21 protein-coding genes are annotated in these 24,064 nt (G+C 63.8%); 11 read left to right on the forward strand and 10 right to left on the reverse strand.

Annotated elements, in window-relative coordinates; all coding sequences use genetic code 11:
- Positions 1 to 160 precede the first annotated feature (160 nt).
- Positions 161 to 913 (forward strand): hypothetical protein, encoded by a 753-nt coding sequence (locus B7G52_RS08965; protein ID WP_096697265.1) that lies wholly within the window; start codon positions 161 to 163, stop codon positions 911 to 913.
- 51 nt (positions 914 to 964) lie between these two features.
- Here B7G52_RS08965 and B7G52_RS08970 read toward each other — a convergent pair whose 3' ends face one another.
- Entirely contained in the window at positions 965 to 1,864 is a 900-nt protein-coding gene (locus tag B7G52_RS08970) for a DMT family transporter (protein WP_096697266.1), read from the reverse strand.
- 167 nt (positions 1,865 to 2,031) lie between these two features.
- Between B7G52_RS08970 and B7G52_RS08975 the strand changes: the two genes are divergently transcribed.
- Positions 2,032 to 3,027, forward strand: a complete 996-nt coding sequence (locus B7G52_RS08975) for a quinone oxidoreductase (RefSeq protein ID WP_096697267.1) — start codon at positions 2,032 to 2,034, stop codon at positions 3,025 to 3,027.
- A 6-nt stretch (positions 3,028 to 3,033) separates the two neighbouring features.
- The gene (locus tag B7G52_RS08980; protein WP_096697268.1) at positions 3,034 to 3,876 is read left to right on the forward strand and encodes an NUDIX domain-containing protein; all 843 of its coding nucleotides are present in this window, start codon (positions 3,034 to 3,036) and stop codon (positions 3,874 to 3,876) included.
- 146 nt (positions 3,877 to 4,022) lie between these two features.
- Here B7G52_RS08980 and B7G52_RS08985 read toward each other — a convergent pair whose 3' ends face one another.
- From B7G52_RS08985 to B7G52_RS09005, 5 genes are all read right to left on the reverse strand, one after another.
- Complete coding sequence (locus B7G52_RS08985; RefSeq protein WP_096697269.1) at positions 4,023 to 5,243, reverse strand: multidrug effflux MFS transporter; 1,221 nt, start codon at positions 5,241 to 5,243, stop codon at positions 4,023 to 4,025.
- An 18-nt stretch (positions 5,244 to 5,261) separates the two neighbouring features.
- Entirely contained in the window at positions 5,262 to 6,929 is a 1,668-nt protein-coding gene (locus B7G52_RS08990; RefSeq protein ID WP_096697270.1) for a Na/Pi cotransporter family protein, read from the reverse strand.
- Positions 6,930 to 7,047: 118 nt separating this feature from the next.
- On the reverse strand, positions 7,048 to 7,548 hold the full coding sequence (lspA, locus tag B7G52_RS08995) for a signal peptidase II (RefSeq protein ID WP_096697271.1): 501 nt from the start codon (positions 7,546 to 7,548) through the stop codon (positions 7,048 to 7,050).
- 81 nt (positions 7,549 to 7,629) lie between these two features.
- Positions 7,630 to 10,476: an isoleucine--tRNA ligase gene (ileS, locus tag B7G52_RS09000; protein ID WP_096697272.1), complete on the reverse strand. Its 2,847-nt coding sequence runs from the start codon at positions 10,474 to 10,476 to the stop codon at positions 7,630 to 7,632.
- Positions 10,477 to 10,584: 108 nt separating this feature from the next.
- Positions 10,585 to 11,619, reverse strand: a complete 1,035-nt coding sequence (locus B7G52_RS09005) for a bifunctional riboflavin kinase/FAD synthetase (RefSeq protein ID WP_096697273.1) — start codon at positions 11,617 to 11,619, stop codon at positions 10,585 to 10,587.
- A gap of 160 nt (positions 11,620 to 11,779) precedes the next feature.
- Between B7G52_RS09005 and B7G52_RS09010 the strand changes: the two genes are divergently transcribed.
- The 6 genes from B7G52_RS09010 (at position 11,780) to B7G52_RS09030 (ending at position 15,245) form a co-directional block, all read left to right on the forward strand.
- Positions 11,780 to 12,337 carry an HNH endonuclease gene (locus tag B7G52_RS09010; protein WP_096697303.1) on the forward strand — a complete coding sequence of 186 codons (558 nt, stop codon included), beginning with the start codon at positions 11,780 to 11,782 and terminating at the stop codon, positions 12,335 to 12,337.
- 444 nt (positions 12,338 to 12,781) lie between these two features.
- Positions 12,782 to 12,991, forward strand: coding sequence for a hypothetical protein (locus B7G52_RS09015; RefSeq protein ID WP_141397417.1), 210 nt, complete (start codon positions 12,782 to 12,784; stop codon positions 12,989 to 12,991).
- Between the two features lie 172 nt (positions 12,992 to 13,163).
- Positions 13,164 to 13,547, forward strand: coding sequence for a DUF302 domain-containing protein (locus B7G52_RS09020; protein WP_096697275.1), 384 nt, complete (start codon positions 13,164 to 13,166; stop codon positions 13,545 to 13,547).
- A gap of 388 nt (positions 13,548 to 13,935) precedes the next feature.
- Positions 13,936 to 14,358, forward strand: coding sequence for a hypothetical protein (locus tag B7G52_RS09025; RefSeq protein ID WP_096697276.1), 423 nt, complete (start codon positions 13,936 to 13,938; stop codon positions 14,356 to 14,358).
- Between the two features lie 96 nt (positions 14,359 to 14,454).
- Positions 14,455 to 14,601, forward strand: a complete 147-nt coding sequence (locus B7G52_RS24330) for a class II glutamine amidotransferase (RefSeq protein WP_256387724.1) — start codon at positions 14,455 to 14,457, stop codon at positions 14,599 to 14,601.
- Between the two features lie 14 nt (positions 14,602 to 14,615).
- Positions 14,616 to 15,245, forward strand: a complete 630-nt coding sequence (locus B7G52_RS09030) for a class II glutamine amidotransferase (protein WP_256387723.1) — start codon at positions 14,616 to 14,618, stop codon at positions 15,243 to 15,245.
- Between the two features lie 74 nt (positions 15,246 to 15,319).
- Here B7G52_RS09030 and B7G52_RS09035 read toward each other — a convergent pair whose 3' ends face one another.
- The 3 genes from B7G52_RS09035 to B7G52_RS09050 form a co-directional block, all read right to left on the reverse strand.
- The gene (locus B7G52_RS09035) at positions 15,320 to 16,696 is read right to left on the reverse strand and encodes an alpha/beta fold hydrolase (RefSeq protein WP_170954726.1); all 1,377 of its coding nucleotides are present in this window, start codon (positions 16,694 to 16,696) and stop codon (positions 15,320 to 15,322) included.
- Between the two features lie 168 nt (positions 16,697 to 16,864).
- The gene (locus B7G52_RS09045) at positions 16,865 to 17,980 is read right to left on the reverse strand and encodes an acyl-CoA dehydrogenase family protein (RefSeq protein WP_096697278.1); all 1,116 of its coding nucleotides are present in this window, start codon (positions 17,978 to 17,980) and stop codon (positions 16,865 to 16,867) included.
- A 162-nt stretch (positions 17,981 to 18,142) separates the two neighbouring features.
- Positions 18,143 to 19,324: an acyl-CoA dehydrogenase family protein gene (locus B7G52_RS09050; RefSeq protein ID WP_096697279.1), complete on the reverse strand. Its 1,182-nt coding sequence runs from the start codon at positions 19,322 to 19,324 to the stop codon at positions 18,143 to 18,145.
- A 155-nt stretch (positions 19,325 to 19,479) separates the two neighbouring features.
- On the opposite strand from B7G52_RS09050, the gene B7G52_RS09055 reads away from it, so the two are divergent.
- Positions 19,480 to 20,667, forward strand: a complete 1,188-nt coding sequence (locus tag B7G52_RS09055) for an MFS transporter (RefSeq protein WP_096697280.1) — start codon at positions 19,480 to 19,482, stop codon at positions 20,665 to 20,667.
- Between the two features lie 20 nt (positions 20,668 to 20,687).
- Positions 20,688 to 21,296 carry a phosphoribosylglycinamide formyltransferase gene (purN, locus tag B7G52_RS09060; protein WP_240523375.1) on the forward strand — a complete coding sequence of 203 codons (609 nt, stop codon included), beginning with the start codon at positions 20,688 to 20,690 and terminating at the stop codon, positions 21,294 to 21,296.
- A gap of 17 nt (positions 21,297 to 21,313) precedes the next feature.
- Here the strand turns inward: purN and mdeB are convergent, their stop codons facing one another.
- On the reverse strand, positions 21,314 to 23,989 hold the full coding sequence (gene mdeB / locus B7G52_RS09065; protein WP_096697282.1) for an alpha-ketoglutarate dehydrogenase: 2,676 nt from the start codon (positions 23,987 to 23,989) through the stop codon (positions 21,314 to 21,316).
- Positions 23,990 to 24,064: the final 75 nt, after the last annotated feature.

Raw genomic sequence — 24,064 nt, forward strand, 5'->3', positions numbered from 1 at the left:
AGGCGGGCACTGTGGAGATTCAGGCTTTCACTGTGTACTTTCCACATCCCCTGTTCCGGGGATGGCGCGGGCAGGTCCCTGCATCTAAGCTTCCCAATCTGTGGTTGGCCTCGCCCGGGCAGGGCCAATTTTCCGAAAAGCGGACTGTGGGGAGAGAACCATGAAGCACCGATATCTGCTGGCCTTGTTGCTGGCCTTGCTTGCGACGGGCGCATCAGCGGCCGGCAACCCCGGACGGAGTGCCATGGAATGTGTTTCCGCATCGCGCGACAAGCAGGACATTGTTTTCAGGAACAGCTGCAACTACAAGGTTTTTGTGGTCTGGTGTGGTGAGCAAAAGTACACCAAAAAGAAGTGTGGGGACGGGCCAGCGGGAAACAGTTTTTACACTCACTCCAACAACATCGAAGCAGGTTCAATTACCCGGGCCAGCGGCATCCAGGAATACCGCTATGCGGCCTGTGAGGGCGGTATCGGCTTTGGAAAATCCGAAATCAAGGACTCGCCCGACGGCAGTTTCCAGTGTGTCGGCCCTGGATCCGGCAAGCAGGCCTTGAACACGAAAGTTGAGACGGCGCTACCTGCCAGCGTTGCCCCTCAACGACCGGTCGCGCAATCCACGCCGGTGGGTATCTGGCAGGTGGTCACCGAGGCTGGTGAACGCGCGAGGCTGATCATCCAGGGGGATGGTGCTGCGAATTATGCGGACAAATATCCGGCGCGCTGGAGCCGGCAGGGCGACAGGATCACTGTCATTGTGTACGCCAATGACGGCGCAATGCAGGCCAATCGGAGCGCAATGACTTACGAGCTCGAGATGGCTGGCAGTACCATGACAGGCACCAAGCTCGCGACGCGCATTAACAACCAGGACTTTCCGGCGCTTGCGCTGACGCTATCGCGACTCAATTAGGCGCCGTCGCCATCTGCGTGGCGCGCGTCAGATCGGGGGTCAACCTGCGCCTTATCTCCGCGCCGACACCACAATCCCGCCCACGATCAGCGCGAAAGCCAGCCCGTGGTACAGGTGCGGCAGCTCGCCCAGGAAGGCGGCCGACATCAGGGCCGCAAACAGTGGCGTGAGGTTGGCGAAAAATCCCGCCACCGCAGGACCGGCGCGCTGCACACCCACGCCCCAGCAGCGGTAGGCCAGGATGGCCGGGCCGAGGGCGACATACAGCAGGGCGGCGGCCAGCGGCCAGCCCCAGCGGATGTGGGCATCGGTCAGGGCCCACTCGCTGGCCGCGAACAGGCCGGACCAGCCCAGCCCGAAAATCATTTGCGCCATCAGGAACGCCGCCCAGTCGTTGCGTATCTCTGGCGGCTCCGCGGGTTTGGCCAGCAGCCAGCTGTAAAACGCCCAGGCCATGGTGGCCAGCAGCACATACAGGTCGCCGGGCACCAGCCGCACCTGGGCCAGCAGGGACCACTGGCCGCGCGACAGGACCACCAGCACGCCGGCGATCGACAGGAGCGCCCCCATGATCTGCCGCCGCGACACCTTCTGGGAAAAACACAGCCAGCCTATGCCCAGCATCCACACCGGCGTGCTGGCCGCGACCAGCGTCACATTGAGCGGGGTCGATGTCTGCAGCGCCAGGTACTGCAGCGCGTTGTAGGCGCCCACGCCCAGCAGGCCCAGCAGCGCAAAACGCCGCCAATGGGCCCACAGGCCGCTGCGGCGGCGCAGCACCCAGCCGGCCAGCGGCAGCAGGATCACAAACGCCAGCGCCCAGCGCAGGAAGTTCAGCGTGATCGGCGGCACGAGCTGGTTGACCAGCCGCCCGACCACGGCATTGCCGGCCCAGAGCAGCGGCGGGATGATCAGCAGCAGGGCGGTGCGAGGGTTCAGGCCGGGTGTCATGCGGCGACTGTACCCAGCACGCGGCGGGATTGCTGAGGAAAGCCTGAACACCCGCCCGGTGCCCGGGCCGGCCGCGTCCGCGGCGAGCGCATCCTGGTGATTCGTGGCAGGATGCAGGCCGCATTCTTCTTTTCGCATCCCTTTCATCGTATTCAAGGAAAACCACCATGGCCCAGACCACCTCACTCGCCGTCCAGATTGACCGGAACGGCGGACCTGAAGAACTCAAGCTGGTGGAGGTGACTGTCGGCGAACCCGGGCCCGGCGAGATCCGCATCCGTCACAAGGCGGTGGGCCTGAACTACATCGACGTCTACCAGCGCGCCGGCCTGTACAAGCTGCCCATGCCGCTGCAGCTGGGCATGGAAGCCTCGGGCGTGGTCGAGGCCGTCGGCGAGGGCGTCACGCACCTGAAGGCCGGCGACCGCGCGGCGTATGCGAGCCAGCCCCCCGGCAGTTATTGCGAGCTGCGCGTGATGCCCGCCAAGTGTGTCTGCAAGCTGCCCGACGACATTTCGTTCGAGACCGGCGCGGCCATGATGCTCAAGGGCCTGACGGTGCAGTACCTGCTGAACCGTACCCAGCCGCAGGGCGGCTTGCAGGCCGGCGATTTTGTGCTGTTTCACGCCGCGGCCGGCGGTGTCGGCCTGATCGCCTGCCAGTGGGCCAGGGCCATGGGCCTGCAACTCATAGGCACGGCCGGGTCGGACGACAAGTGTGCTCTGGCCAAAGCGCAGGGCGCGGCCTTTGTCATCAATTACGCGAAAGAGGATTTTGTCGCCCGCGTCAAGGAGATCACCGGTGGGCAGGGCGTGAAGGTGGTGTACGACTCGGTCGGCAAGGACACCTTCCTCAAGTCGCTCGACTGCCTGCGTCCGTTTGGCCTGCTGGCCAATTTCGGCAACGCCTCGGGCAAGGTCGAGCCGCTGGACATCGGCCTGCTGGCCGCCAAGGGCTCGCTTTATGTGTCGCGCCCCACGCTGTTCACCCACATTGCCACGCGCGAAAGCACGCAGGACATGGCCGACCAGCTGTTTGCCATGGTCAGCAGCGGCAAGGTGAACATCCAGATCGACCAGCGCTTCCCGCTGGCCCAGGTGCAACAGGCGCATATTTCCCTGGAAGCGCGCAAGACCACCGGCTGCACCATCCTGACCCTGTGACCGAAGGTGGGGAACCCGCGGGCTTTTGACCTGAGCTGGCTGCGTGCCCAGCGCGCCGCCGCCGCTCAGCCGCCCTTGCGCCCGCGCGTGCCGCTGTGGTCCGGTGCCTCGCTGATCGGATCGGTTGAGCCTGATTTTTTACATCAAATCGACCTCCAGCCCTTGCCGGACGGACGCAAGCAGCTATTAAAAGAAGAGCGCGATGGGCTGCCGGGCTGGCACCTGCTGGGCGATGTGACGGCCGGCCTGAATCGCGTGGCTGCCGCCCTGCACGCGGCCGACCTCGCTGGCGCCTGGCGCGGAGAGCAGCTCGCGGTGAACGATCAGCAGGGGGTTCGCCTCGGTACGGTGGAGCGCGCGGCGGTCCGGCCGCTGGGCATCGCCACCCAGGCCGTGCATCTGGTGGGGCAAACCGTGGACGGCCGTTTCTGGGTGCAGCAGCGCGCCCTCGACAAACCCAACGATCCCGGCCTCTGGGACACCTTGATGGGTGGCATGGTGTCCGCCGAGGACACGCTGGCGACGGCACTGGTGCGCGAGACCTGGGAGGAGGCCGGCCTGCATCTGGACCAGCTGCAGAGCATGGTTCGCGGCGGCCATGTCGACATCCGCCGTCCCTGCGACGACGGCCGCGGCGCCGGCTACGTGGTCGAACACATCGACTGGTACCACTGCACCGTGCCGGACGGGCAGGTGCCGGTGAACCAGGACGGCGAGGTCGAACGCTTCGTGCTGATGGATGCCGGCGAGATGCTGGACAGGATGCACGCCAACGAATTCACCAGTGAGGCCGCGCTGATTCAGGCAGCTTTGCTGGACCTGCGCTCAGGCAGCTCATCCGCGCAGTAAGCGAATCGACAAGCTCAGGACTAACGGAGCTGGGAGGCGCCTGTGGCTGTCCTTCAAGCAGGGGCCGCGGGTCCGGCTTTGCCGGCCCGCAGGCGCAGCGCCCCCTTGGGGGGCAGCGACCCGCTCAGCGGCGGAGCGTGGGGGCTTTAAATTCGGCCGATCTCCGGCCAGCGGTGGTGCAGGTACAGCCAGGCCAGCAGGCCGATGCCCATCATCAGCAGCGACACGGCCGCCAGCGCCACGGTGGAGTGCATGATCAGCGGCGCGATCACGCCGGCCACAATGCCGTTGGCGGTCGAGCCGATAAAGGCCTGCAGCGACGAGGCCATGCCGCGCCGTTCGGGGTAGAGGTCGAGCACCAGCAGCGTCACCACCGGCACCATCAGGGCCCAGCCAAAGGCAAACACCGCAATCGGAAACAGCGCCCAGGAGACATGGGCCTTGAACAGCAGGTTGGCCGCCAGGTTGAGCACCGCAATCACCAGCATGATCACAAAGCCGTGACGGATCTGCTGCTTGGGCGCAATCTTGCCGGCCAGGCGGCCGCTGAGCCAGGCGCCGGCCATGATGCCGGCAATCGTCAACACGAAGAACCAGAAAAACTCCGTCGGCGCCAGGCCCAGGTGCGAACCCAAGAATTCAGGCGCTGACAGCACGTACAGAAACATGCCGTTGAAGGGCACGCCGCTGGCCAGCGCCAGCAGGAAAAAACGCGCGCTCGAACCCAGCTGCCAGTAGCCGCGCATCAGGTGTTTCACATTGAAGGGCTGGCGCTGCGTGATGTGCAGCGTCTCGGGCAGCAGCTTGTAGTTGGCGGTCCAGAGCAGCACGCCGATGCCGGTGAGGAACCAGAAAATCGCATGCCAGTTCAGGTGCACAAACAACCAGCCGCCGATGATGGGCGCAATCGCCGGCGCCACGCCGAAATAAATCGTCACCTGGCTCATCACCTTCTGCGCCTGCACCGGCGGGAACATGTCGCGGATCACGGCACGCGAGACCACGATGCCGGCGCCGGTGGACAGGCCCTGCAGCGCCCGGAAAAACACCAGCTGCTCGATGCTTTGCGACAGCGCACAACCGGCCGAGGCTACGGTGAACATCGCAATGCCCCACAGCACGACCGGTCGGCGGCCGAAGCTGTCGGCCAGCGCGCCGTGGAACAGGTTCATGAAGGCAAAGCCGAACAGGTAGGCCGACAGCGTCTGCTGCATCTCGACCGGCGTGGCGCCCAGCGAGCGCGCAATGCCCGAAAACGCCGGGATGTAGGTGTCGATGGAAAACGGCCCGAGCATGCCCAGCAGGGCCAGCAGCACCGCCAGTGCCCAGCGCGGTGCGCGCCAGAGCTGGTCGGCGTCGGGGTTCATCGCTGCATATCCTGCCGGTCAGCGGGAGATTGAATCACTGAAGGCGCTTTGGCGCAGGCGGTTGGGCACCAGGGCGCCGGCGGAGTCGAGGATGGGGTAGGCGATCGAGCAGATGTGCGAGTTGATGCGTTTCAAGTCGCTGATCAAATCGATGTGCAGCGAACTGGTTTCCATGCTCTGCATGGTGCGGTCGGACAGGCGGCCCAGGTGGGTGGTGGCGTAGGCGCGCTCCAGGTCGCGAAAACGCGCTTTTTCTTCCAGCAGTTTTTTTGCATCGCGCACATTGCCGTTCAGGAACACGCTCATGCCCAGGCGCAGGTTGTCGAGTAGTCGCTGGTGCAGCTCGCAGATCTCGGCCATGCCGGCTTCCGAGAAGTTGCGGCCCGGCTTGATCTTCTTGTCCTCGATGTCGATCAGCACGCGTTCGATGATGTCGCCGATCTGCTCCATGTTGATGGTGAAGCTGATGATGTCGGTCCAGCGCCGGCTTTCCTCCTCGCCCAGGGCCTCGCGCGAGATCTTGGTCAGGTAGTACTTGATGGCCGAATACAGTTCGTCCACCGTGTCGTCCATCTTGCGCAGGTCTTCGGCCAGCCGCAGGTCGTTGTGGCGCATGACTTCCAGCATGCCGATCAGCATGCTTTCCACCACGTCGGCCTGGTGCAGCGCTTCGCGGGCGGCGCACGAGATGGCCAGCGACGGCGTGGACAGCGCCGTCGGATCCAGGTGGTGCGGCCGGCCACCGGCGGCACCGCCCTTGACCGGACGCGGCAGGAGTTTTTCAACCCAGCGCGCCACCACCTGCGTCGATGTGATGAACACCAGGCCGACCAGCACGTTGAACATCAGGTGAAACAGCACCACCGTGGTGGCCGCCTCGCCAAGAAAGGGCCGCACATGGCGCAGCCACAGGCCGACAAAGGGCACGGCCGCGGCGACACCGAGCAGCTTGAAAAGGAAGTTGCCCAGCGGCACCTGCCGCACTTCGATGGTGGAGCGGGCCGTGGTCAACACCGCCAGCAGGCCGCTGCCGAGGTTGGCCCCCAGCACCAGCCCCAGCGCCACGTCCAGCGGAATCACGCCCGAGGCCGCCAGGGTGGCCGTCAGCAGCACGATGGCCAGGCTGGAGTAGGACACCACGGCCAGCACCGCACCGACCGTGATCTCCAGCAGCAGGTCGCTGCTGAGCGTGCCCAGCAGGGCCTTGACGGCGGCGTTCGAGGTCAGCACCGCGGTCGAGTCCGTCACCAGGCGCAGCGCCAGCAGCATCAGCCCCAGGCCGATCAGGATGCGGCCGAAGCGTCCGACATTGGTGGTCTGGCGCGAGATGAACAGCACCACGCCGGTGAAGATGAGCAGGGGCGAAAGCCACGACAGGTCAAACGAGAACACCACGGCCATCAGGCTGGTGCCGATGTCGGCGCCCAGCATCACGGCCAGCGCCAGCGGCAGCGCGATCAGCCCCTGGCCGACAAAGGAGGAAACGATCAGCGAGGTGGCGGTGCTGGACTGCACCAACGCGGTCACGCCGAGACCCGACAGGGCGGCGGTGAATCGGTTGCCTGCGCTGCGCGACAGCACGTGGCGCAAGTTGGCCCCGAACACGCGCAGGATGCCGGTCCGAACCAGGTGGGTGCCCCAGACCAGCAGCGCGATGGCTGCCAGCAAATTCAACAAATGCTTCATAAGTGTGGAGGACCACTATAACGCCGGTGTGCGAAGGACTGGCGCTTTGCGGCGGGTGTCGTGCATTTTTCACCACGCTGCCAGTTGCAGGCAGGTGGTGCGCAGGCGCAGGAAGCGCTTATTTCGCCTTCCGGACGCGCAGCAGTTCGTCCAGCACCAGGCAGATGGCCCCGACGGTGATGGCGCTGTCGGCCACGTTGAAGGCCGGGAAGTGCCAGCCGGCGTAGTGGAAGTCCAGAAAGTCGACCACATAGCCATGCAGCGTGCGGTCAATCACATTGCCGACCGCGCCACCCAGAATACAGGCCAGTGCAAAGGAAAACAGCTTTTGCCCCGCGTGCGACTTGAGCATCCACAGGATGAACAGCGCCGCCCCGATGCCGATGGCCGTGAAGAACCAGCGTTGCCAGCCCGACGCGGAGGCCAGGAAGGAGAACGCAGCGCCGGTGTTGTGCACCCGCACCACGTTGAAAAAGCTGGTGACATAGGTCGCGTCGCCGAGCTGGTAGTAGCCCAGGATCAGCACCTTGGTGAACTGGTCGGCAATCAGCAGGATCAGCGCCAGGCCCAGCCAGGGCAGCAAGCTGGTGGAGGTGGTGCGGAAGGTGGTCGTGGCCATATCAATGCCCGCCCGGCCGCCCGAAGGGCATTGAGCGCCCCCTCAGGGGGCAACGAACGTAGTGAGTGTGGGGGAGTGTCATCATGCAAATTTCCTGTCTTCACCCGCGCCGTAGAGATTGCTGGTGCAGCGCCCGCAAATCGTCGGGTGCGCAGCGTCGTGGCCCACGTCGTCGCGGTAATGCCAGCAGCGTTCGCATTTGACGGCGGAACTGGCTTCGGTCCTGATGGTTTGTGCGCCTCCAGCTATTAAATCAATAGCGGAGGTGATGAAGGCGAACTTCAGGTCATCACCGAGGCTGGCCAGCAATGCGTGGTCGTCGGCCGTGACTTCCAGCGTCACTTTGGCCTGCAGCGACGAGCCGACCTTGCCGTCGGCGCGCAGGGCCTCGATGTCCTTGTTGACCGCATCACGCAGTTCGCGGATGCGTGTCCATTTGGCCAGCAGGGCCTCATCGGGCGCGGCCAGGTCGGCATAGGTTTCCATGAAGATGGACTCCGAACTGCCGAACACCTGCCAGGCTTCTTCTGCCGTGAAGCTCAGGAAAGGCGCCATCCAGCGCAGCATCGCATGGGTGATCTGGTGCAGCGCGGTCTGCGCGCTGCGCCTGGCCAGCGACTTCGGCGCCGTGGTGTACAGCCTGTCTTTCAGGATGTCGAGGTAGAAGGAACCCAGGTCCTCGCTGCAGTAGATCTGCAGTTTGGAGACCACCGGGTGGAACTCGTACACCTCGTAGTGCACCAGGATGTCGGCCTGCAGCTGCGCCGCGCGGCTCAGTGCGTAACGGTCGATTTCCAGCATCTGCTCCAACGGCACGGCGTCTTTGGCCGGATCGAAGTCGCTGACGTTGGCCAGCAGAAAACGCAGCGTGTTGCGGATGCGTCGGTAGGCGTCCACCACACGCGCGAGGATCTTGTCGTCGATGGCCAGGTCGCCCGAGTAGTCGGTCGAGGCGCACCACAGGCGGATGATTTCGGCGCCCAGCTTGCCCGACACTTCCTGCGGTGCCACCACGTTGCCTTCGCTCTTGCTCATCTTGCGGCCCTTGCCGTCCACCGTGAAGCCGTGTGTCAGCAGGCCCTTGTAAGGCGCGTGGTCGTACATCGCGCACGAGGTGAGCAGCGACGAGTGGAACCAGCCGCGGTGCTGGTCGTGGCCTTCGAGGTACAGGTCGGCCGGCCAGGCGGACTGGTCGGCATGGCTGCGCCTGAGCACGTGGAAATGCGTGGTGCCCGAGTCGAACCAGACGTCGAGGATGTCGGTGCTCTTGATGTAGTTGGGGGCCCCATGTTCGCCATCTGCGCCGATGATGGACGCGGCGCTGGCCTTGCTCCAGGCCTCGATGCCGCCGGCCTCCACCATGGCGGCGGCCTGTTCCATGATTTCCATGGTGCGCGGATGCAGCTCGCCGGTGGCGGTGTGGATGAAAAACGGCAGGGGCACGCCCCAGTTGCGCTGGCGGCTGATGCACCAGTCGGGCCGGCCGGCAATCATGTCACGCAGGCGGGTTTTGCCGTTTTCCGGGTAGAAGCTGGTTTCCTCGATCGCATCCAGCGCGAGTTGGCGCAGGGTGCGCGGCGCCTTGTCCTTGGTGAACACGCCTTCGCCCTCGTCCATGCGGATGAACCACTGGGCCGCGGCCCGGTAGATCACCGGCGTCTTGTGGCGCCAGCAATGCGGGTAGCTGTGCACGATGTCATGCGTCGCAAACAGGCGGCCGGCCTCGCGCAGGGCCTCGATCACCAGCGGCGCGGCTTTCCAGATGTTCAGCCCGCCGAACAGCGGCAGCTCATCGACATAACGGCCGTTGCCCTGCACCGGGTTCAGGATGTCGTCGTAGGCGATGCCGTTGGCCACGCAGGAGTTGAAGTCTTCCACGCCATAGGCAGGCGAGGAGTGCACGATGCCGGTGCCGTCGTCGGCAGTCGCGTAGTCGGCCAGGAAGACCGGGCTCAGGCGCCGGTAGCCGTGGTCTCCGTTGCTGTCTTTCACGTCGTACAGCGGATGTTTGAAATTGATCAGCGCCAGGTGTTTGCCGGCGGTGGTGGCCAGCACCGTGCCGGTGAGCTGGTAACGCTCCATGCACTTGTCCACCAGCGAAGCGGCCAGCAGCAGGATGCCGCGCTCGGTATCGACCAGCGCGTAGTCCAGGTCGGGGTTCAGGTTCAGCGCCTGGTTGGCCGGGATGGTCCACGCGGTGGTGGTCCAGATCACGGCAAAAGCGTCTTTCGCCAGGCTTTTCAGGCCGAAAGCGGCGGCCAGCTGGTCGGGCTGGTCGCACTGGAAACCGACGTCCAGGGTCTGCGATTTTTTGTCCGCGTATTCGATCTCGAACTCGGCCAGCGAGGAGCCGCAGTCAAAACACCAGTACACCGGCTTGAGGCCGCGGTAGACAAAACCGCGTTCCATGATGCGTTTGAGCGCGCGGATCTCGTCGGCTTCATTGCCGGGGTTCATGGTCAGGTAGGGGTTGGCCCATTCACCGAGCACGCCCAGGCGTTTGAAGTCCTCTTTCTGCTGTGCGATCTGCTCGGTGGCAAAGGCGCGGCTCTTGGCCTGCACGTCGTCTCTTGAAAGATTGCGGCCATGAAGTTTTTCGATGGCGTTTTCGATCGGCAGGCCGTGGCAGTCCCAGCCGGGCACATACACGGCGTCCAGCCCCTTGAGCTGACGCGCCTTGACGATCATGTCCTTGAGAATCTTGTTGGCGGCGTGGCCGATGTGGATCTGGCCGTTGGCATAGGGCGGGCCGTCGTGCAGCACAAACTTCGGCTTGCCGGCGCGCACATCGCGCAGCTTTTTGTAGATGCCCTTGTCGTCCCATTCCTTGACCCAGCCGGCTTCGCGTTTGGGCAGGTCGCCGCGCATGGGGAAAGGCGTGTCGGGCAGGTTCAGGGTGCTGCGGTAATCGGTTTTGTTGTCGGACATGGGATGCTTTTGTTGAAGCGGCTTGATGAGGCCAAGCCGCCGGAATACGGGTCGGGAAGAAAGCCGTTCGCCCGGAGGGAGGGGCGGGGCCAGAGGCGACGAGATCGTCTAAATTCGGTCGCGCGTGGTCTGGCGGCTGGTTTCCGTGTGCATGGAGGCTGAAAATGACTTCGCGGCCTCGGCAAAAAACGCCCGCGCATCGTCGCAGTCCCTGGTAATCCCCGCCTTGAGGCTGTCCAGACCGTCGTATTTCAGTTCGTCGTGCAGTTTGTGTAGCAGTTCCACCCGGATGATTTTACCGTATGCCTCCTCCGGTCCCAAGCCGGCGGGCCAGGCCAGGCAATGGGTCTCCAGCAGCACGCGTCCGCCATTGACGTCGGCGGGGTCCAGCGAGGGCCGGATGCCCAGGTTGGCCACACCGGGCAGGGGCTGGTCCGACAGGCCGAACACCTGGACCGCAAAAATCCCGCTGGCAGCCGGTTTCCAGTGGGAAAAGCGCAGGTTCAGCGTGCGAAAGCCCAGGTCGCGCCCGAGCTTGCGGCCATGCACCACATGGCCGGAAATGCTGTAAGGCCGGCCCAGCAGGCTCGCCACCCGTGTCATTTGCCCCTGGGCCAGGGCTTCACGCACGGCCGAACTCGACACGCGCGTATTGCTCACTTCATAACTGTTCATGCGGGCCACGTCAAAACCCAGCTGCTCACCGGCGGCGTCGAGCATGGCGTAGTCGCCGGCGCGTTTGGCGCCAAAGCGGAAGTCGTCGCCCACCAGCACGTAACGCACGCCCAAGCCTTTGACCAGCACGTCTTCGATGAAGGACTGGGCCGGCTGGGCCGCCAGCCGCGCGTTGAAGGGCAACACCACACACTGGTCGATGCCGCAACGTGCGAGTTCGGTCAGTTTGTCGCGCAGCGTGGCAATACGCGCCGGCGCCAGCTCGGGCTTGCGCGCCACGGCGGCGAAGTAGTCGCGCGGATGGGGCTCAAAACTCATCACGCAGCTGGGCACGCCGCGGTGCTGCGCCTCATTTTTCAGCAGCGCCAGCATGGCCTGGTGGCCGCGATGCACGCCATCGAAGTTGCCAATGGTCAGCGCGCATTGGGGCGCCAGTGCCGGATGTTGGTAGCCGCGGAAAATTTTCATGGCGCAATTATCGTTTTAATAGCAGCTCGGGCCGATCTGATGCGGGCTGAAAGGCCAAACAGGGCTTGTGACCGGGCTTTGTCATGAATTGCCTGTATATTGAGGGCTCAGACAGTTTGAGTCCGGTTTCCAAGCGTTTTTTTAAATGTTGGAGGTTCGTTTGAAGGTCTTGAAGCTCTCAGCCCAGGGGTTGCCGCAATCGTGGATCAGCCTCGAACAAGCCGTGTTGCACTACGCATCCGATGAAGTGCGCTGGGAGATGGGTGCGCAGGTGGCCACGTTTCACGGGGGCCATAACGCGATCACCGGTAACCAGTCCATCATCACCGTCAACAGCATCATTGGTACCAAGGGTGTGCCCAACATCAACCCCTTCAACCTCAAGCCGGGGCTGACCAACGGCAAGCTGTTTGCGCGCGACCGCAATGTCTGTGCTTATTGCGGTGACCATTTTTTTGAAGAAGACCTGACCCGGGAGCACATCATTCCGTTTGCCCAGAATGGTGTGGACACCTGGATGAACGTGGTCACGGCCTGCCGCGCCTGCAACCACCGCAAGAGCAGCCGCACCCCCGAGCAGGCCAACATGCCGCTGCTGTACACGCCTTATGTTCCCAGCCTGTGGGAAGACTTCATTTTGCGCAACCGCCGCATTCTGGCCGACCAGATGGAGTTCCTGATGGCGCATGTGCCCAAGACCTCACGCCTGCTGGCGTGAGCCGGCGCTAGTCGGGCGAGACTTGCGCCACTGGGAAACCGCCGTCTGTTGGCAGCACACAACCACAGCCGTTGTTCGGGACTTTGACCCGACTCGGTGTTCCCGCGCTACAAATCTTTCGTGACAGCGCCGGCAAGCCGGGTCGGGATCGCTCTGCGGCGGCGACGGTGGCTTCGCCCTTATGAAGTCGACCGTTGAAGCAGGGCTGTGTGCGCTGCTGCACAAACGTCGGCAATATGTCAGAGCCGATTGATTTCGACGGTACGGATTCCGAAGCTGTTTTGTCCTGTGCCTTACACGGCTATAGCGGATATATCGTCTGACGGTGCTTGAGGAGTTCGGACTACATTGCCCGGATTCGCGCGGCCGCATGCTGGCCTTTCGGTCTCAAGCGCCCTTTGCCGGCGTAGTCCGATAGTTTCTTCGTTTCAACAAGGAAAATTCATGAAAAGTTTACTTGCCATGGCTGTTGGTATGGTGCCTCTGTTGGCCCCCGGCGTCTCTTTCGCGCAGAGCGGAAATATGATGGGTGGCACGTGGGGCGGCGACTGGATGGGCGGATACGGCGGATACGGCGGGATATGGATGCCGATCTTGCTTGTTGTCGTGGTTGTCGCTCTGGTGGTGTGGGTCGTCAAGCAAAAGAACAAGTGATCGGAGTCAGGAAGTCTGCGGAGCACCGCGAGGCGTCTTGAATGGCGGGCACGGTTGCAGGTGAAAGGTCTGGGAGCCAAGTCCCAAGCCGGACAGCTGGCTCGGCTGACGCGCCGAAACGTCTCCGCTGAGCCAAGGCATTGTTTGTCCGTCACAAAAATCGAGGTGACTCATGTATTACATCGTTGAAACTGAAAAATCATTCACCCAAGCGTCAACAGACCTGGACTCAGCCGTTAAACGCCTGGGCTTCGGGGTATTGCATGTTCACGACTTGGGGGCCACACTTCGCGCCAAGGACATTGCATTTGATGAGGAGTGCAAGGTTTTTGAAGTCTGCAATCCGGCTCAAGCTGCCAAAGTTTTGGCCACCGATATGCGCCTGAACATGGCCTTACCGTGTCGCATCTCGGTGTTCACGGAGAAAGGCACGACGAAGATCGGTTTGATCAAGCCAGTGCAAATGCTTTCGGCGTTATCCCAGGATGCAGCCTTGGTTGAAGTCGCCAAAGAGGTTGAGGAAAAGACTATCCAGATGGTTGACGAGGCGAAGTGACTACTCGCCACCTAAGAACTCCATGAACATGGACGTTAGTACTGCCGCCGGTTGCCATCTTCTTTCTGGCATGGCGTTTTGGCCCGCTCCAGCCATTCAGGTCATGACCGACGCGCGCCTTGGGCCTTGAGCGTGCTTGCCTGCACTTCAATTGATCCAGGCCAATGCGGGTTTCGGGCTGGCCCCTACATTCAAGCCGATTGATACGAAGACCCTGGCCCATGCTTTTTTGCTCTCATCCCTGCGCTAGAGGTAACACTCTCATGGTGATGCCAGTGGCGCGGGTGTTTGCGCTGGCGGCAGGGTCCGCCAATGGACCGTTACCGCAGGACGCCTTCCCTCCCCTCCCACATTTTTCACAGTTAGCCCCATCCAACAGGAGTTTGTCATGACGAATTCTCGATTCATTCCACTCGCTGGCGCACTTTTTGCCGCCAGCACATTGATCGCGTGCAACACCGCCCCGTCCATGCCCATAGGTACCGCGGCGGCCAGCAGCATGGCCACGCCCGACCAGATGGCCAAAATGAATGCGCAGATGAAGACCATGCGCGACATGCACGGAAAAATGATGAACGCCAAGACCCCGGAAGAGCGCAACAAGCTGATGGCCGAACACATGAAAACCATGCAGGACTGCATGAAGATGATGGGCGGCATGAGCGGCGCGGGTATGGGCGACATGAAAGGCATGCCGGGCATGACTGGCGACATGGGCGCGCGCCAGCAGATGATGGAAAAGCGCATGGAGATGATGCAGTCCATGATGGAAATGATGATGGACCGGATGCCGGCTGCGCCTGCCAGGTGAGGCGCCGTCAGGCCTCGCTGGCGATGTCCCGGGCCGTCTTGCACTGGTCCCGGCGCTCCGGCAGTCTCCGACATGTGTGAACTCCTCGCCATGTCGATGCGCCACGCGGCGCATTTGACCTTTTCGCTGGAGGCATTGGCCAGTCGCAGCGGCCCGACAAGCGGCACGCGCGATGGTTGGGGCGCCGCATTTTTACCAGGGCAACGATGTGGCGCAGTTTCGGGAGTCGATCGCGGCCAGTGACAGCTCACTCACTGGTGCGTTTGCTGGAACAGCAGGGGCCAAGTACCACACTTGCGATCTCGCACATCCGACGTGCCACCCTCGGAGCGGTTGCCTTTTCAAACACCCAGCCCTTTGTGCGCGAACTGGCCGGGCGAATACATGTGTTCGCCCATAACGGACATCTGCCGGGTATCGCGCGATCGCAAGGCCTGGCGTTCGACCGCTACCATCCGGTTGGGGATACAGACTCCGAACACGCTTTTTGCGCCTTGCTGGAACGCATGCATGGTTTGTGGGGCCGCACGACTACGCCGCCATCAATCCAGGGGCGACTGGGAGTGGTCGCTGAATTCGTCGCTGATTTTCGCCAATTGGGGCCGGCCAACTTTCTCTATGCGGATGGTGAGGTCCTGTTTGCCCATGGCCATAGACGCATACAACGCGCGAGCGGCCGCATTGCGCCGCCTGGTTTGTTCCGCTTGTCGCAACAATGCAGTATGGCAGACCAGTCCCTCCATACCCAGGGCGTGTCGGTTGTGCCTGGCTTTCAGGCCGTGACACTGATCGCCAGCGTGCCGCTCAGCGCAGCACACTGGCAGCCGTTCGTCGAGGGCGAAATCGTGGCCGTGTCGGCCGGGATGGTGACCACACAAGGCATCTGAGCCGATGCCGGGCGCATCCTTGACCGGCATGCGCGCCTCCAGGGTGCCCGCAAGAGCGCAACATCCCACCAGCATCAATAGGTCAGCTCCAGCACCACGAGGTGGTTGTCTGCGGCCGGCCAAGTCCGGCCGGTGATTTTTTCGCCGTTGAATTCGGCTGAAATCGGGCGAATGCCGTCCTGGCTCAGGTTGATCTTGGTACTCGACACGCCTGCACCGGCAGGCGGCACGCCCGGCAGGGCCTTGCCGTCGAACGACATCTTGTCCCGCATCGCGTCGAAGTAGCCGCGTGGCCGCGTCAGCGTGATGCTGGACTTGGCGCTTTTGTCGGCGTCGGCCGGGCGGTCGGCGCGCAGGTGGATGAGGTTGCTGGAGCGCGGGAAGGGGCTGCGGTAGATGTGGGTGGTCGCATAACCCGGCGCGGTGATCACAAACTCGTAGGGTGTGCCGGCTTGTGCGCTGAAGGGCCCCCAGAGGCCGTCGGCACCCACCGTCTTGCTGTGCACGGCGTTGCCCAAGCGTGCACCGGTGGCGGCGTCAGTGGCGTACACCGCGAGTTGTGCGCCGGGCAGTGGCAGGTTGTTCGAATAGTTGCCCGAGGCCGGGTCGGTGGGCCGCAGGCCCAGGCCGGTGATCTTGCCGTTCAGCACCAGCGGTGTGTTGGGCTGGATGGCCGTCGACTGCGGCGCCCGGCCGGTGATGAAGCGGTAGGTCGCCTCGAACGCCGCTGGCGAAAACGAGGTCTCGCGGTGGTCGACGCGCGGCAGCACGAGATTGGTCGCACCCTTGAGGGCCGGGCCCTCGAAGGTCACGTTGGTCGGTGTGCCTTTGGATCCTATCCACACGCCGTCGGGCTGGGCGAACTTGTCGTTGTTGTCAGAGCGCAGGGTCAGCCACTTGACCGGCCCGGTGACTTCGTCGCCGGCGCCGTTTTTCGGGGCGTTGAGTGCGGTCAGGAAAGGCCCGGTGCCGGAAAACTCGTTCGCTTCGCGGAAACCCTTGATGGCCCAGACGCCGCGGTTGGGCGCGCCGCCCAGGATGGCGTGGCTCACGCGGCTGCTGCCGCCGCCGTTCTGGATGTAGTTGCGAATCGCATAACCACCGCGCGAGTTGCCGACCAGCACCACTTGGCGTGCGCCCGTGGCCTGCAGCACTTTGTCGACTTCCGATTTCAGGTAAGCCATGTGTTCCGCGGTCGAGGTGCGTCCTGGCTGGGCCTTGCCGTCGTCGTCGCGCGCCAGCGGGTAGGGCAGGTCGATGGCATGCAGGCGTTCGCGTGGCCAGCCGTTGGACTCGAAGCGCCAGACCGTGCTTTGCCAGATGGAAGCGCTGTCACCGTTGCCGTGCACAAACACGATGGGCGGGTGTTCCCCGGATGTGGGCGTCGTGGCACAACCCGCCAGCACCAGGCCGGTGGCAGCAAGCACGAGAAGAAGGCGGCGGTGCAACATCATGTATTTGTCTCCCAACGGTTTTAAAGGGGCTAGTGACTAAGCGGCAGAGCTCAGTTTCTCAATACAAGCAGGGGCCGCGGATCTGGCTTTGCCAGTCCGCAGGCGCAGCGGCCCCCTCGGGGGGCAGGGAGCTACACGCAGTGAGCGACCGTGGGGGCCACATCTTTAGGCAAACACGCCCGCGGTGTCCTGCATGCGCGACGACACTTCACCCAGGTGATGCAGGGTGTCGCCAAAACTCATTTCCATCTGGGTCAGCCGCTTGAAATAGTGGCTGACGATGTATTCGTCGGTCACGCCGATGCCGCCATGCAGCTGCACCGCCTGCTGGCCGACAAAACGCATGGAGACGCCGAGCTGGTACTTGGCACGGGCCATGGCGGCGCGGCGTTCTGCGGCCGGCGCGTTGAGCTTGAGCGAGGCGTAATAACTCATGGAGCGGGCCAGCTCCAGCTGCATCTTCATGTCGGCCACGCGGTGGCGCAGCGCCTGGAAGCTGCTGATCACCACGCCGAACTGTTTGCGCGTGTTCATGTACTCGACGGTGATGGCCAGGGTCTTGTCCATCACGCCGACGGCTTCGGCGCAGGTGGCGGCGATGCCGATGTCGGTGGCATGCTCCAGCGCGGCCAGGCCGTCCAGCGTGATCAGTGTGGCCGGCGCGTCCTTGAGCAGCACGTCGGCCGCGCGGCCGCCGTCCTGCGTGCCGTAGCCGCGGGTGGTGACGCCCTTGGCCGTGCGCTCGACCAGGAACAGGGCGATCTTGCCGTTGGCCTGCGCCGGGACGATGAAGGCATCAGCCTGGTCACCGGCAGGCACTATGTTTTTGGTAGCTGTCAGCGCCCATCCGGCGCCGGCTGCAGTCGCTTTTGCTTCACACACATCGAGTTGGTAGCGGGCGGCACGCTCCTGCGACGCGAGCACCACCAGCGCTTCGCCGCCGGCAATTTTCGGCAGCCAAGCGGCTTTGACGGCTTGTGGGGCATAGGCGGACAACACGGCGCCGGCGATCAGGGCCTGGGCCAGCGGCTCGAGCACGATGCCGCGACCGAGTTCCTCCATCACGACCATGCCTTCGACCGGGCCCATGCCGAGTCCGCCGTCGTCCTCGGGAATGTAGAGGCCGGTCAGGCCGAGTTCGGCCAGCTGGCCGTAAGCCTCGCGCGAGAAACCGCCGGCCTTGGCAATGCCGCGGCGGCGCTCGAAGTCGTAAGCCTTGGCGACCCACTTGCCCACGGCATCGCGCAGTTGTTCCTGGTCGTCGGTGAAATCGAAATCCATGATGTCTCCTAAAAGTATTTGGCAAGGGTCCAGAAATTCAGCTTTTCGGGATGAAGTGCGAGGCGTCCGGAGCGCAGCAACCGGAATGTACTTGGGTACATGAGGATTGCGAGCACCGCGCAACGAAGCAATTCGCCCGAAAAATGGATTTATGAAACCTTGCTAGCCCAGAACGAACTGCGACACGATGTTGCGTTGGACCTCATTGGACCCGCCGTAAATCGTGGTCTTGCGCATATTGAAATAGGTCGATGCCAGCGGCGCGTCGGCGGGAATGCCGCCGGGGAAGTCGCCTTGCCAGCCGGCTTCCATGGCTTCCTCGATGAAGGGCAGGCTGAAGGGGCCGGCGGCCAGCATCATGAGTTCGGTGTAGCGCTGCTGGATCTCGCTGCCGCGGATCTTCAGCAGGCCGGCGATGTCCAGCGAGTTCTTGCCGGACTTTTCGGCGGAGAGCACGCGCAGCACCAGCATTTCGAGGGCCACCACATCCACTTCCATTTTGGCGATTTCGTCGCGGAAGCGCAGGTCGTCATAAACGCCCTCGGCCTTGGCGATGCGTTTGAGGCGTTCTAGTTCGCGCTTGGCGCGGTTCACGTCGGCAATGTTGGTGCGCTCGTGGCTGAGCAGGTGTTTGGCGTAAGTCCAGCCCTTGTTTTCTTCGCCGATCAGGTTCCCGGCCGGGACTTCGACGTTGTCGAACCAGACCTCGTTGACCTCGGCCTCACCGTCGAGCAGCACGATGGGCCGCACGGTGACACCGGGCGACTTCATGTCGATCAGCAGAAAGGAAATGCCGGTTTGCGGCTTGCCCTCGGTGCTGGTGCGCACCAGGCAGAAAATCCACTCGCCGTACTGGCCCAGTGTGGTCCAGGTTTTCTGGCCGTTGACGATGTATTTGTCGCCAACACGTTCGGCGCGGCATTTGACCGAAGCCAGGTCCGAGCCCGAACCCGGTTCGCTGTAACCCTGGCTCCACCAGACTTCACCGCTGGCAATACCGGGCAGAAAGCGTTTTTGCTGTTCGGGGCTGCCGAAAGCCATGATCACCGGCGCCACCATCACCGGGCCAAAAGGCACGACGCGGGGTGCACCGGCGAGTGCGCATTCTTCCTCGAACAGGTGTTTTTGCACCGCGTTCCAGCCCGGGCCGCCAAATTCCTTGGGCCAGCCATGGCCGAGCCAGCCTTTTTTGCCGAGGATTTTGGCCCAGCGCTGCATGTCGTCGCGGCTCAGTCGCAGGGCGTTGTGCACCTTGTGCGAAATGTCGGCGGGCAGGTTGGCATGAACCCAGGCGCGAATGTCTTCGCGGAATGTCTGTTCTTCGGGGGTGAAAGCTAGATCCATAAGATGCGTGTCTCCGTCGGGTTCGAGTTACTGCTGCATTTTTAGCACGGTCGTTCGGAATTTTATGTCCCAGTTGGGACAAATAGCGAGCGATTCCGCCTAGCAGAATCGGGCGCGGACCAGCGTGTCGTCGCGCCCCGGATAATCACCCCACTTTGCCTTCCTACCGCACCATCATCAGCGCCCTCAGTGTCGGCCAGATTCTTGTCTGGGCCATCATGTATTACGGCTTTTCGTCCTTCGTGTTGCCCATGCAGCGCGACATGGGCTGGAGCCAGCCCGACATCATGGGGGCGTTCACGCTGGGCCTGATGGTCTGGGGCCTGGCGACCTATGCGGTCGGCGCGGCGATTGACCGCGGCCGCGGACGCGCCGTGCTGACCGGCGGGGCGCTGCTCGGTGCCGCCGGCTGTGCACTTTGGTCGCAGGCCTACAGCCTGCCGCTGCTGTATGCGGCATGGGCGCTGCTCGGACTGGCGATGGCGATGACGCTGTATGAGCCTGCCTTCAGCGAGATCACCAAACGTTTCCCTGACCGCTACCGCCAGGGCATCACCACCATCACGCTGGTCGGGGGATTTGCCAGCACGCTGTCCTTTCCCGCGGTGGCCTGGCTGCTGCTCACGCTGGGCTGGCGGCCCGCGCTGCTGGTGATGGCCGGCGTGCTGCTGCTGGTGGCGCCGCTGCATGCCTGGGTGCTGCGCGGCCCCTGGAAACGCCCCGCCATGCCCGGCGGCGCTCCAGTGGAAGTGGCGCAGGACCAGGCCACGCTGCGCCAAGCCATGCAGGGCCGCACCTTCTGGCTGCTGACCGCCACCTTCACGCTGTACGCCTTTGCGCTGTCCACCGTGTGGGCGCACCTGATGCCGGCGTTCGAGTCGCGCGGGCTGTCGCAGACCGAGGCGGTGGCTGTCATGGTCTGGTTCGGACCGGCGCAGGTGGCCGGGCGTTTTGCCTTTTTGTGGCTGGGGCGGCCGCTGAGCCACCGCAGCCTCGGGCTCATGGTGCTGGCGCTGTTTCCGCTGGCCCTGATGGTGTTTGTGCTGGGCCGCCAGCCCCTGGTGCTGGTGGGCTTTGCCGTGCTGTTTGGGGTGGCCAACGGCCTGATCACCATCGTGCGCAGCAACATCGTGCCGGACTTCTATGGCCGCGAACATGTGGGGCGCATCAGCGGCGCGATGTCGGGCATTGCGCTGTGCACCCGCGCGGCGGCGCCTTTCCTGACTGCCTGGGCCTTGCTGGGGCTGGGCGGCTACACCGGGCTGCTCTGGCTGCTGGTCGGCATGGGCGTGGTGACGCTGGCGCTGTTTGCCCTGGCCAGGCCGCCGCAGCCGCGCTCGTGATCGCGATAATCCCTGTACCCATGCCAAACCTGATGCCACGCCAGCCCAAAAACATCGTGATCCTGATCTCGGGCAGCGGCTCGAACATGGTGGCCATCGTCCGGGCCGCGCAGGCGCAGCACTGGCAGCAGCAGTTTGGTGCCCGTGTGGCCGCGGTGATCAGCAACCGGCCCGACGCGGCCGGGCTGCAGCTCGCGCAGTCGCTGGGCGTGGCCACGCAGGTCCTGAGCCACCAGGCGTTTGCCACGCGCGAAGCCTTTGATGCGGCGCTGATGGAACTGATCGACGCCCACCAGCCCGCGCTGGTGGTGCTGGCCGGGTTCATGCGCATCCTCACGCCCGGGTTTGTCAGGCACTACGCGGGACGGCTGGTCAACATCCACCCGTCATTGCTGCCGGCTTTCACCGGCCTGAACACGCACCAGCGCGCCATCGATGCGGGCTGTCTGGACGCCGGCTGCACGGTGCACCAGGTCACCGCGGAGCTGGACCATGGCCCCATCCTGGCGCAGGCGGTCGTGCCGGTGCTGCCGGACGACACGGCGGACACACTGGCCGCGCGCGTGCTGGTGCAGGAGCACCAGCTGTACCCCCAGGCGGTGAAGGCCTGGCTGCAGAGCCAGCCCTGAATCGGTTTGGCGTTTTTTCAGCCCGCCTTCAACTGGTGCAACGCCGCCTGGACGATGCTTGACGCATCGACCCCGAAAAAGCTGCGCAGTGCCGCACGCGTGTCGCTGCGGCCGAAACCGTCGGTGCCCAGCGTCAGGTAGCTGCGGCCGGCCGGCAGGAAGGCGCGGATGCTTTCGGGCACGGCGCGCACATAGTCGGTGGCGGCGATGATGGGGCCTTCGCTGTCCTTGAGTTGTTGCGCGATGAAGGCCTCCGGTATGGATTCGCCGGCCAGCGCGCGCTGCTGGCAGGCCGCGCCGTCACGTGCGAGTTCGCTCCAGCTGGTCACGCTGTACACCGTCACGTCCATGCCTTGCTCCGCCAGCTGCTGCGCCGCCTTGATCACCTCGGTCAAAATCGCACCGGAGCCCAGCAGCGTCACTTTTTCAAGCTTTTTGGGGTTCTGGCCCTTGTCTGGTTTGCGCGAGTAGCTATTGAATTTATAGCATCCGCGAACAATGCCGGACTCGGCGTCCGGCCGCAGGTCGGGCTGGGCGTAGTTCTCGTTCATCAGCGTGACGTAGTAAAAAACATCCTGCTGCTCCACCATCATTTCGCGCATGCCCTGGTCGATGATGACAGCGAGTTCGCAGGCAAAGGCCGGATCGTAGGCCTTGCAGTTGGGAATGGTCGCGGCCACCAGGTGGCTGGAGCCGTCCTGGTGCTGCAGACCTTCGCCGCCCAGCGTGGTGCGGCCCGAGGTGGCGCCCAGCAAAAAGCCGCGGGCACGCTGGTCGGCGGCGGCCCAGATCTGGTCGCCCACGCGCTGGAAGCCGAACATCGAGTAGTAGATGTAGAAGGGCAGCATCGCCAGCCCGTGCACGCTGTAGCTGGTGGCGGCAGCTGTCCAGCTGGCCAGCGCGCCGGCTTCGCTGATGCCTTCCTCGAGGATCTGGCCGTCGAGGGCTTCGCGGTAGCTGAGCACCGAGCCGATGTCCTCGGGCGCGTACTTCTGGCCGACGCTCGAATAAATGCCGACCTGCTTGAACAGGTTGGCCATGCCGAAGGTGCGCGCCTCGTCGGCGACGATGGGCACGATGCGTGGCCCCAGCGCCTGGTCCTTGAGCAGACCGCCCAGCATGCGCACAAAGGCCATGGTGGTGCTCATCTCCTTGCCGTCGGCGGCCAGCGCAAAGTTCGCGTACACGGTCAGGGTGGGGACAGTGACGGTGTTGACGCTGGTTTCGCGTTTGGGCAGATAACCGCCCAGCGCGGCGCGCCGGGCGTGCAGGTACTGCATTTCCGGGCTGTCTGCGGCCGGCTTGTAAAACGTCAACTGCCTGGCCTGTTCGTCGCTGAGCGGCAGGTTGAAGCGGTTGCGGAATTCGAGCAGATCGTTTTCGTCGAACTTCTTCTGCGAATGCGTGGTCATCTTGCCCTGGCCGGCGCTGCCCATGCCATAACCTTTTTTGGTGTGCGCCAGGATCACCGTCGGCTGGCCGGTGTGGTTCGCGGCGGCGGCATAGGCGGCATGGATTTTCACCAGGTCGTGGCCGCCGCGTTTGAGCCGGTCGATCTGCTCGTCGGTCATGCCCTGCGCCAGCCGGGCGAGCTCCTCGTTCTGGCCGAAGAAGTTGTCGCGGTTGAAGCGCCCGTCCTTGGCGGCGAAAGTCTGCATCTGGCCGTCGACGGTGTGCGCAAAGGCCTGGGTCAGTGCGCCGGTCAGGTCACGTGCGAACAGGCCGTCCCAGTCGCTGCCCCAGACCAGCTTGATGACGTTCCAGCCGGCGCCGGAAAACAGCTTCTCAAGCTCGTCGATGATGCGGCCGTTGCCGCGCACCGGGCCGTCCAGGCGCTGCAGGTTGCAGTTGACGACCCAGACCAGGTTGTCCAGGCCTTCGCGTGCGGCCAGGGTCAGCGCGCTCATGGACTCGGGCTCGTCCATCTCGCCGTCACCGAACACGCCCCAGACCTTGCGGCCCGCGCAGTCGAGCAGGCGGCGGTGCGTGAGGTAATGCATGAAACGCGCGTGGTAGATCGAGCTGATCGGGCCTATACCCATGGAGCCGGTCGGGAACTGCCAGAAGTCGGGCATCAGGTAAGGGTGCGGGTAACTTGACAGTCCCTGTGCGCCTTGCGTCGCCGCCGAGAGTTCCTGCCGGTAAAAACCCAGGTCCTTCTCGCTCAGCCGGCCTTCGAGGTAGGCGCGGGCATAGACGCCGGGCGCACTGTGTGGCTGGAAAAACACCAGGTCGCCGCGGTGCTGGCCTTGACCCAGCCCCTCGCGGGCATGAAAGAAATGGTTGAAGCCGGTTTCAAACAGGTCGGCCGCGCTCGCGTAACTGGCAATGTGGCCGCCGAGCTCGGCCGAGCCGCCCGACTCGGCCTGGTTGGCGCGCACCACCATGGCCAGCGCGTTCCAGCGCATCAGCGAGGCCAGCCGTTCTTCCATGGCCAGATCGCCCGGAAAGACCGGCTGCTCGTTGACGCCCACGGTGTTGACGTAGGGTGTGGCGAGTTCCGGCTTCCAGCCCACGCGTTGCTCGCGCGCCAGCCGCGCCAGTTCATCGAGCAGGTAACGCGCCCGGGACGGGCCTTGCGTTGCTGCCAGTGCCATGAAGGCTTCGCGCCACTCGGCGGTTTCCTGGGGATCGGTGTCGGGTACGGGCATGGCAGGCTGCTGCAGGGCGTGAAGGGGGACGGGTGCATTCATGCCCTCCAATATAGGCCGGTTGGCACCACATGAGCTGTCAAAATACGTCGCCAGAGATCTGTTTGACGGCATAAA

Source organism: Polaromonas sp. AER18D-145, from assembly GCF_002379095.1.
In the GTDB taxonomy this organism is placed as follows: domain Bacteria; phylum Pseudomonadota; class Gammaproteobacteria; order Burkholderiales; family Burkholderiaceae_C; genus Polaromonas.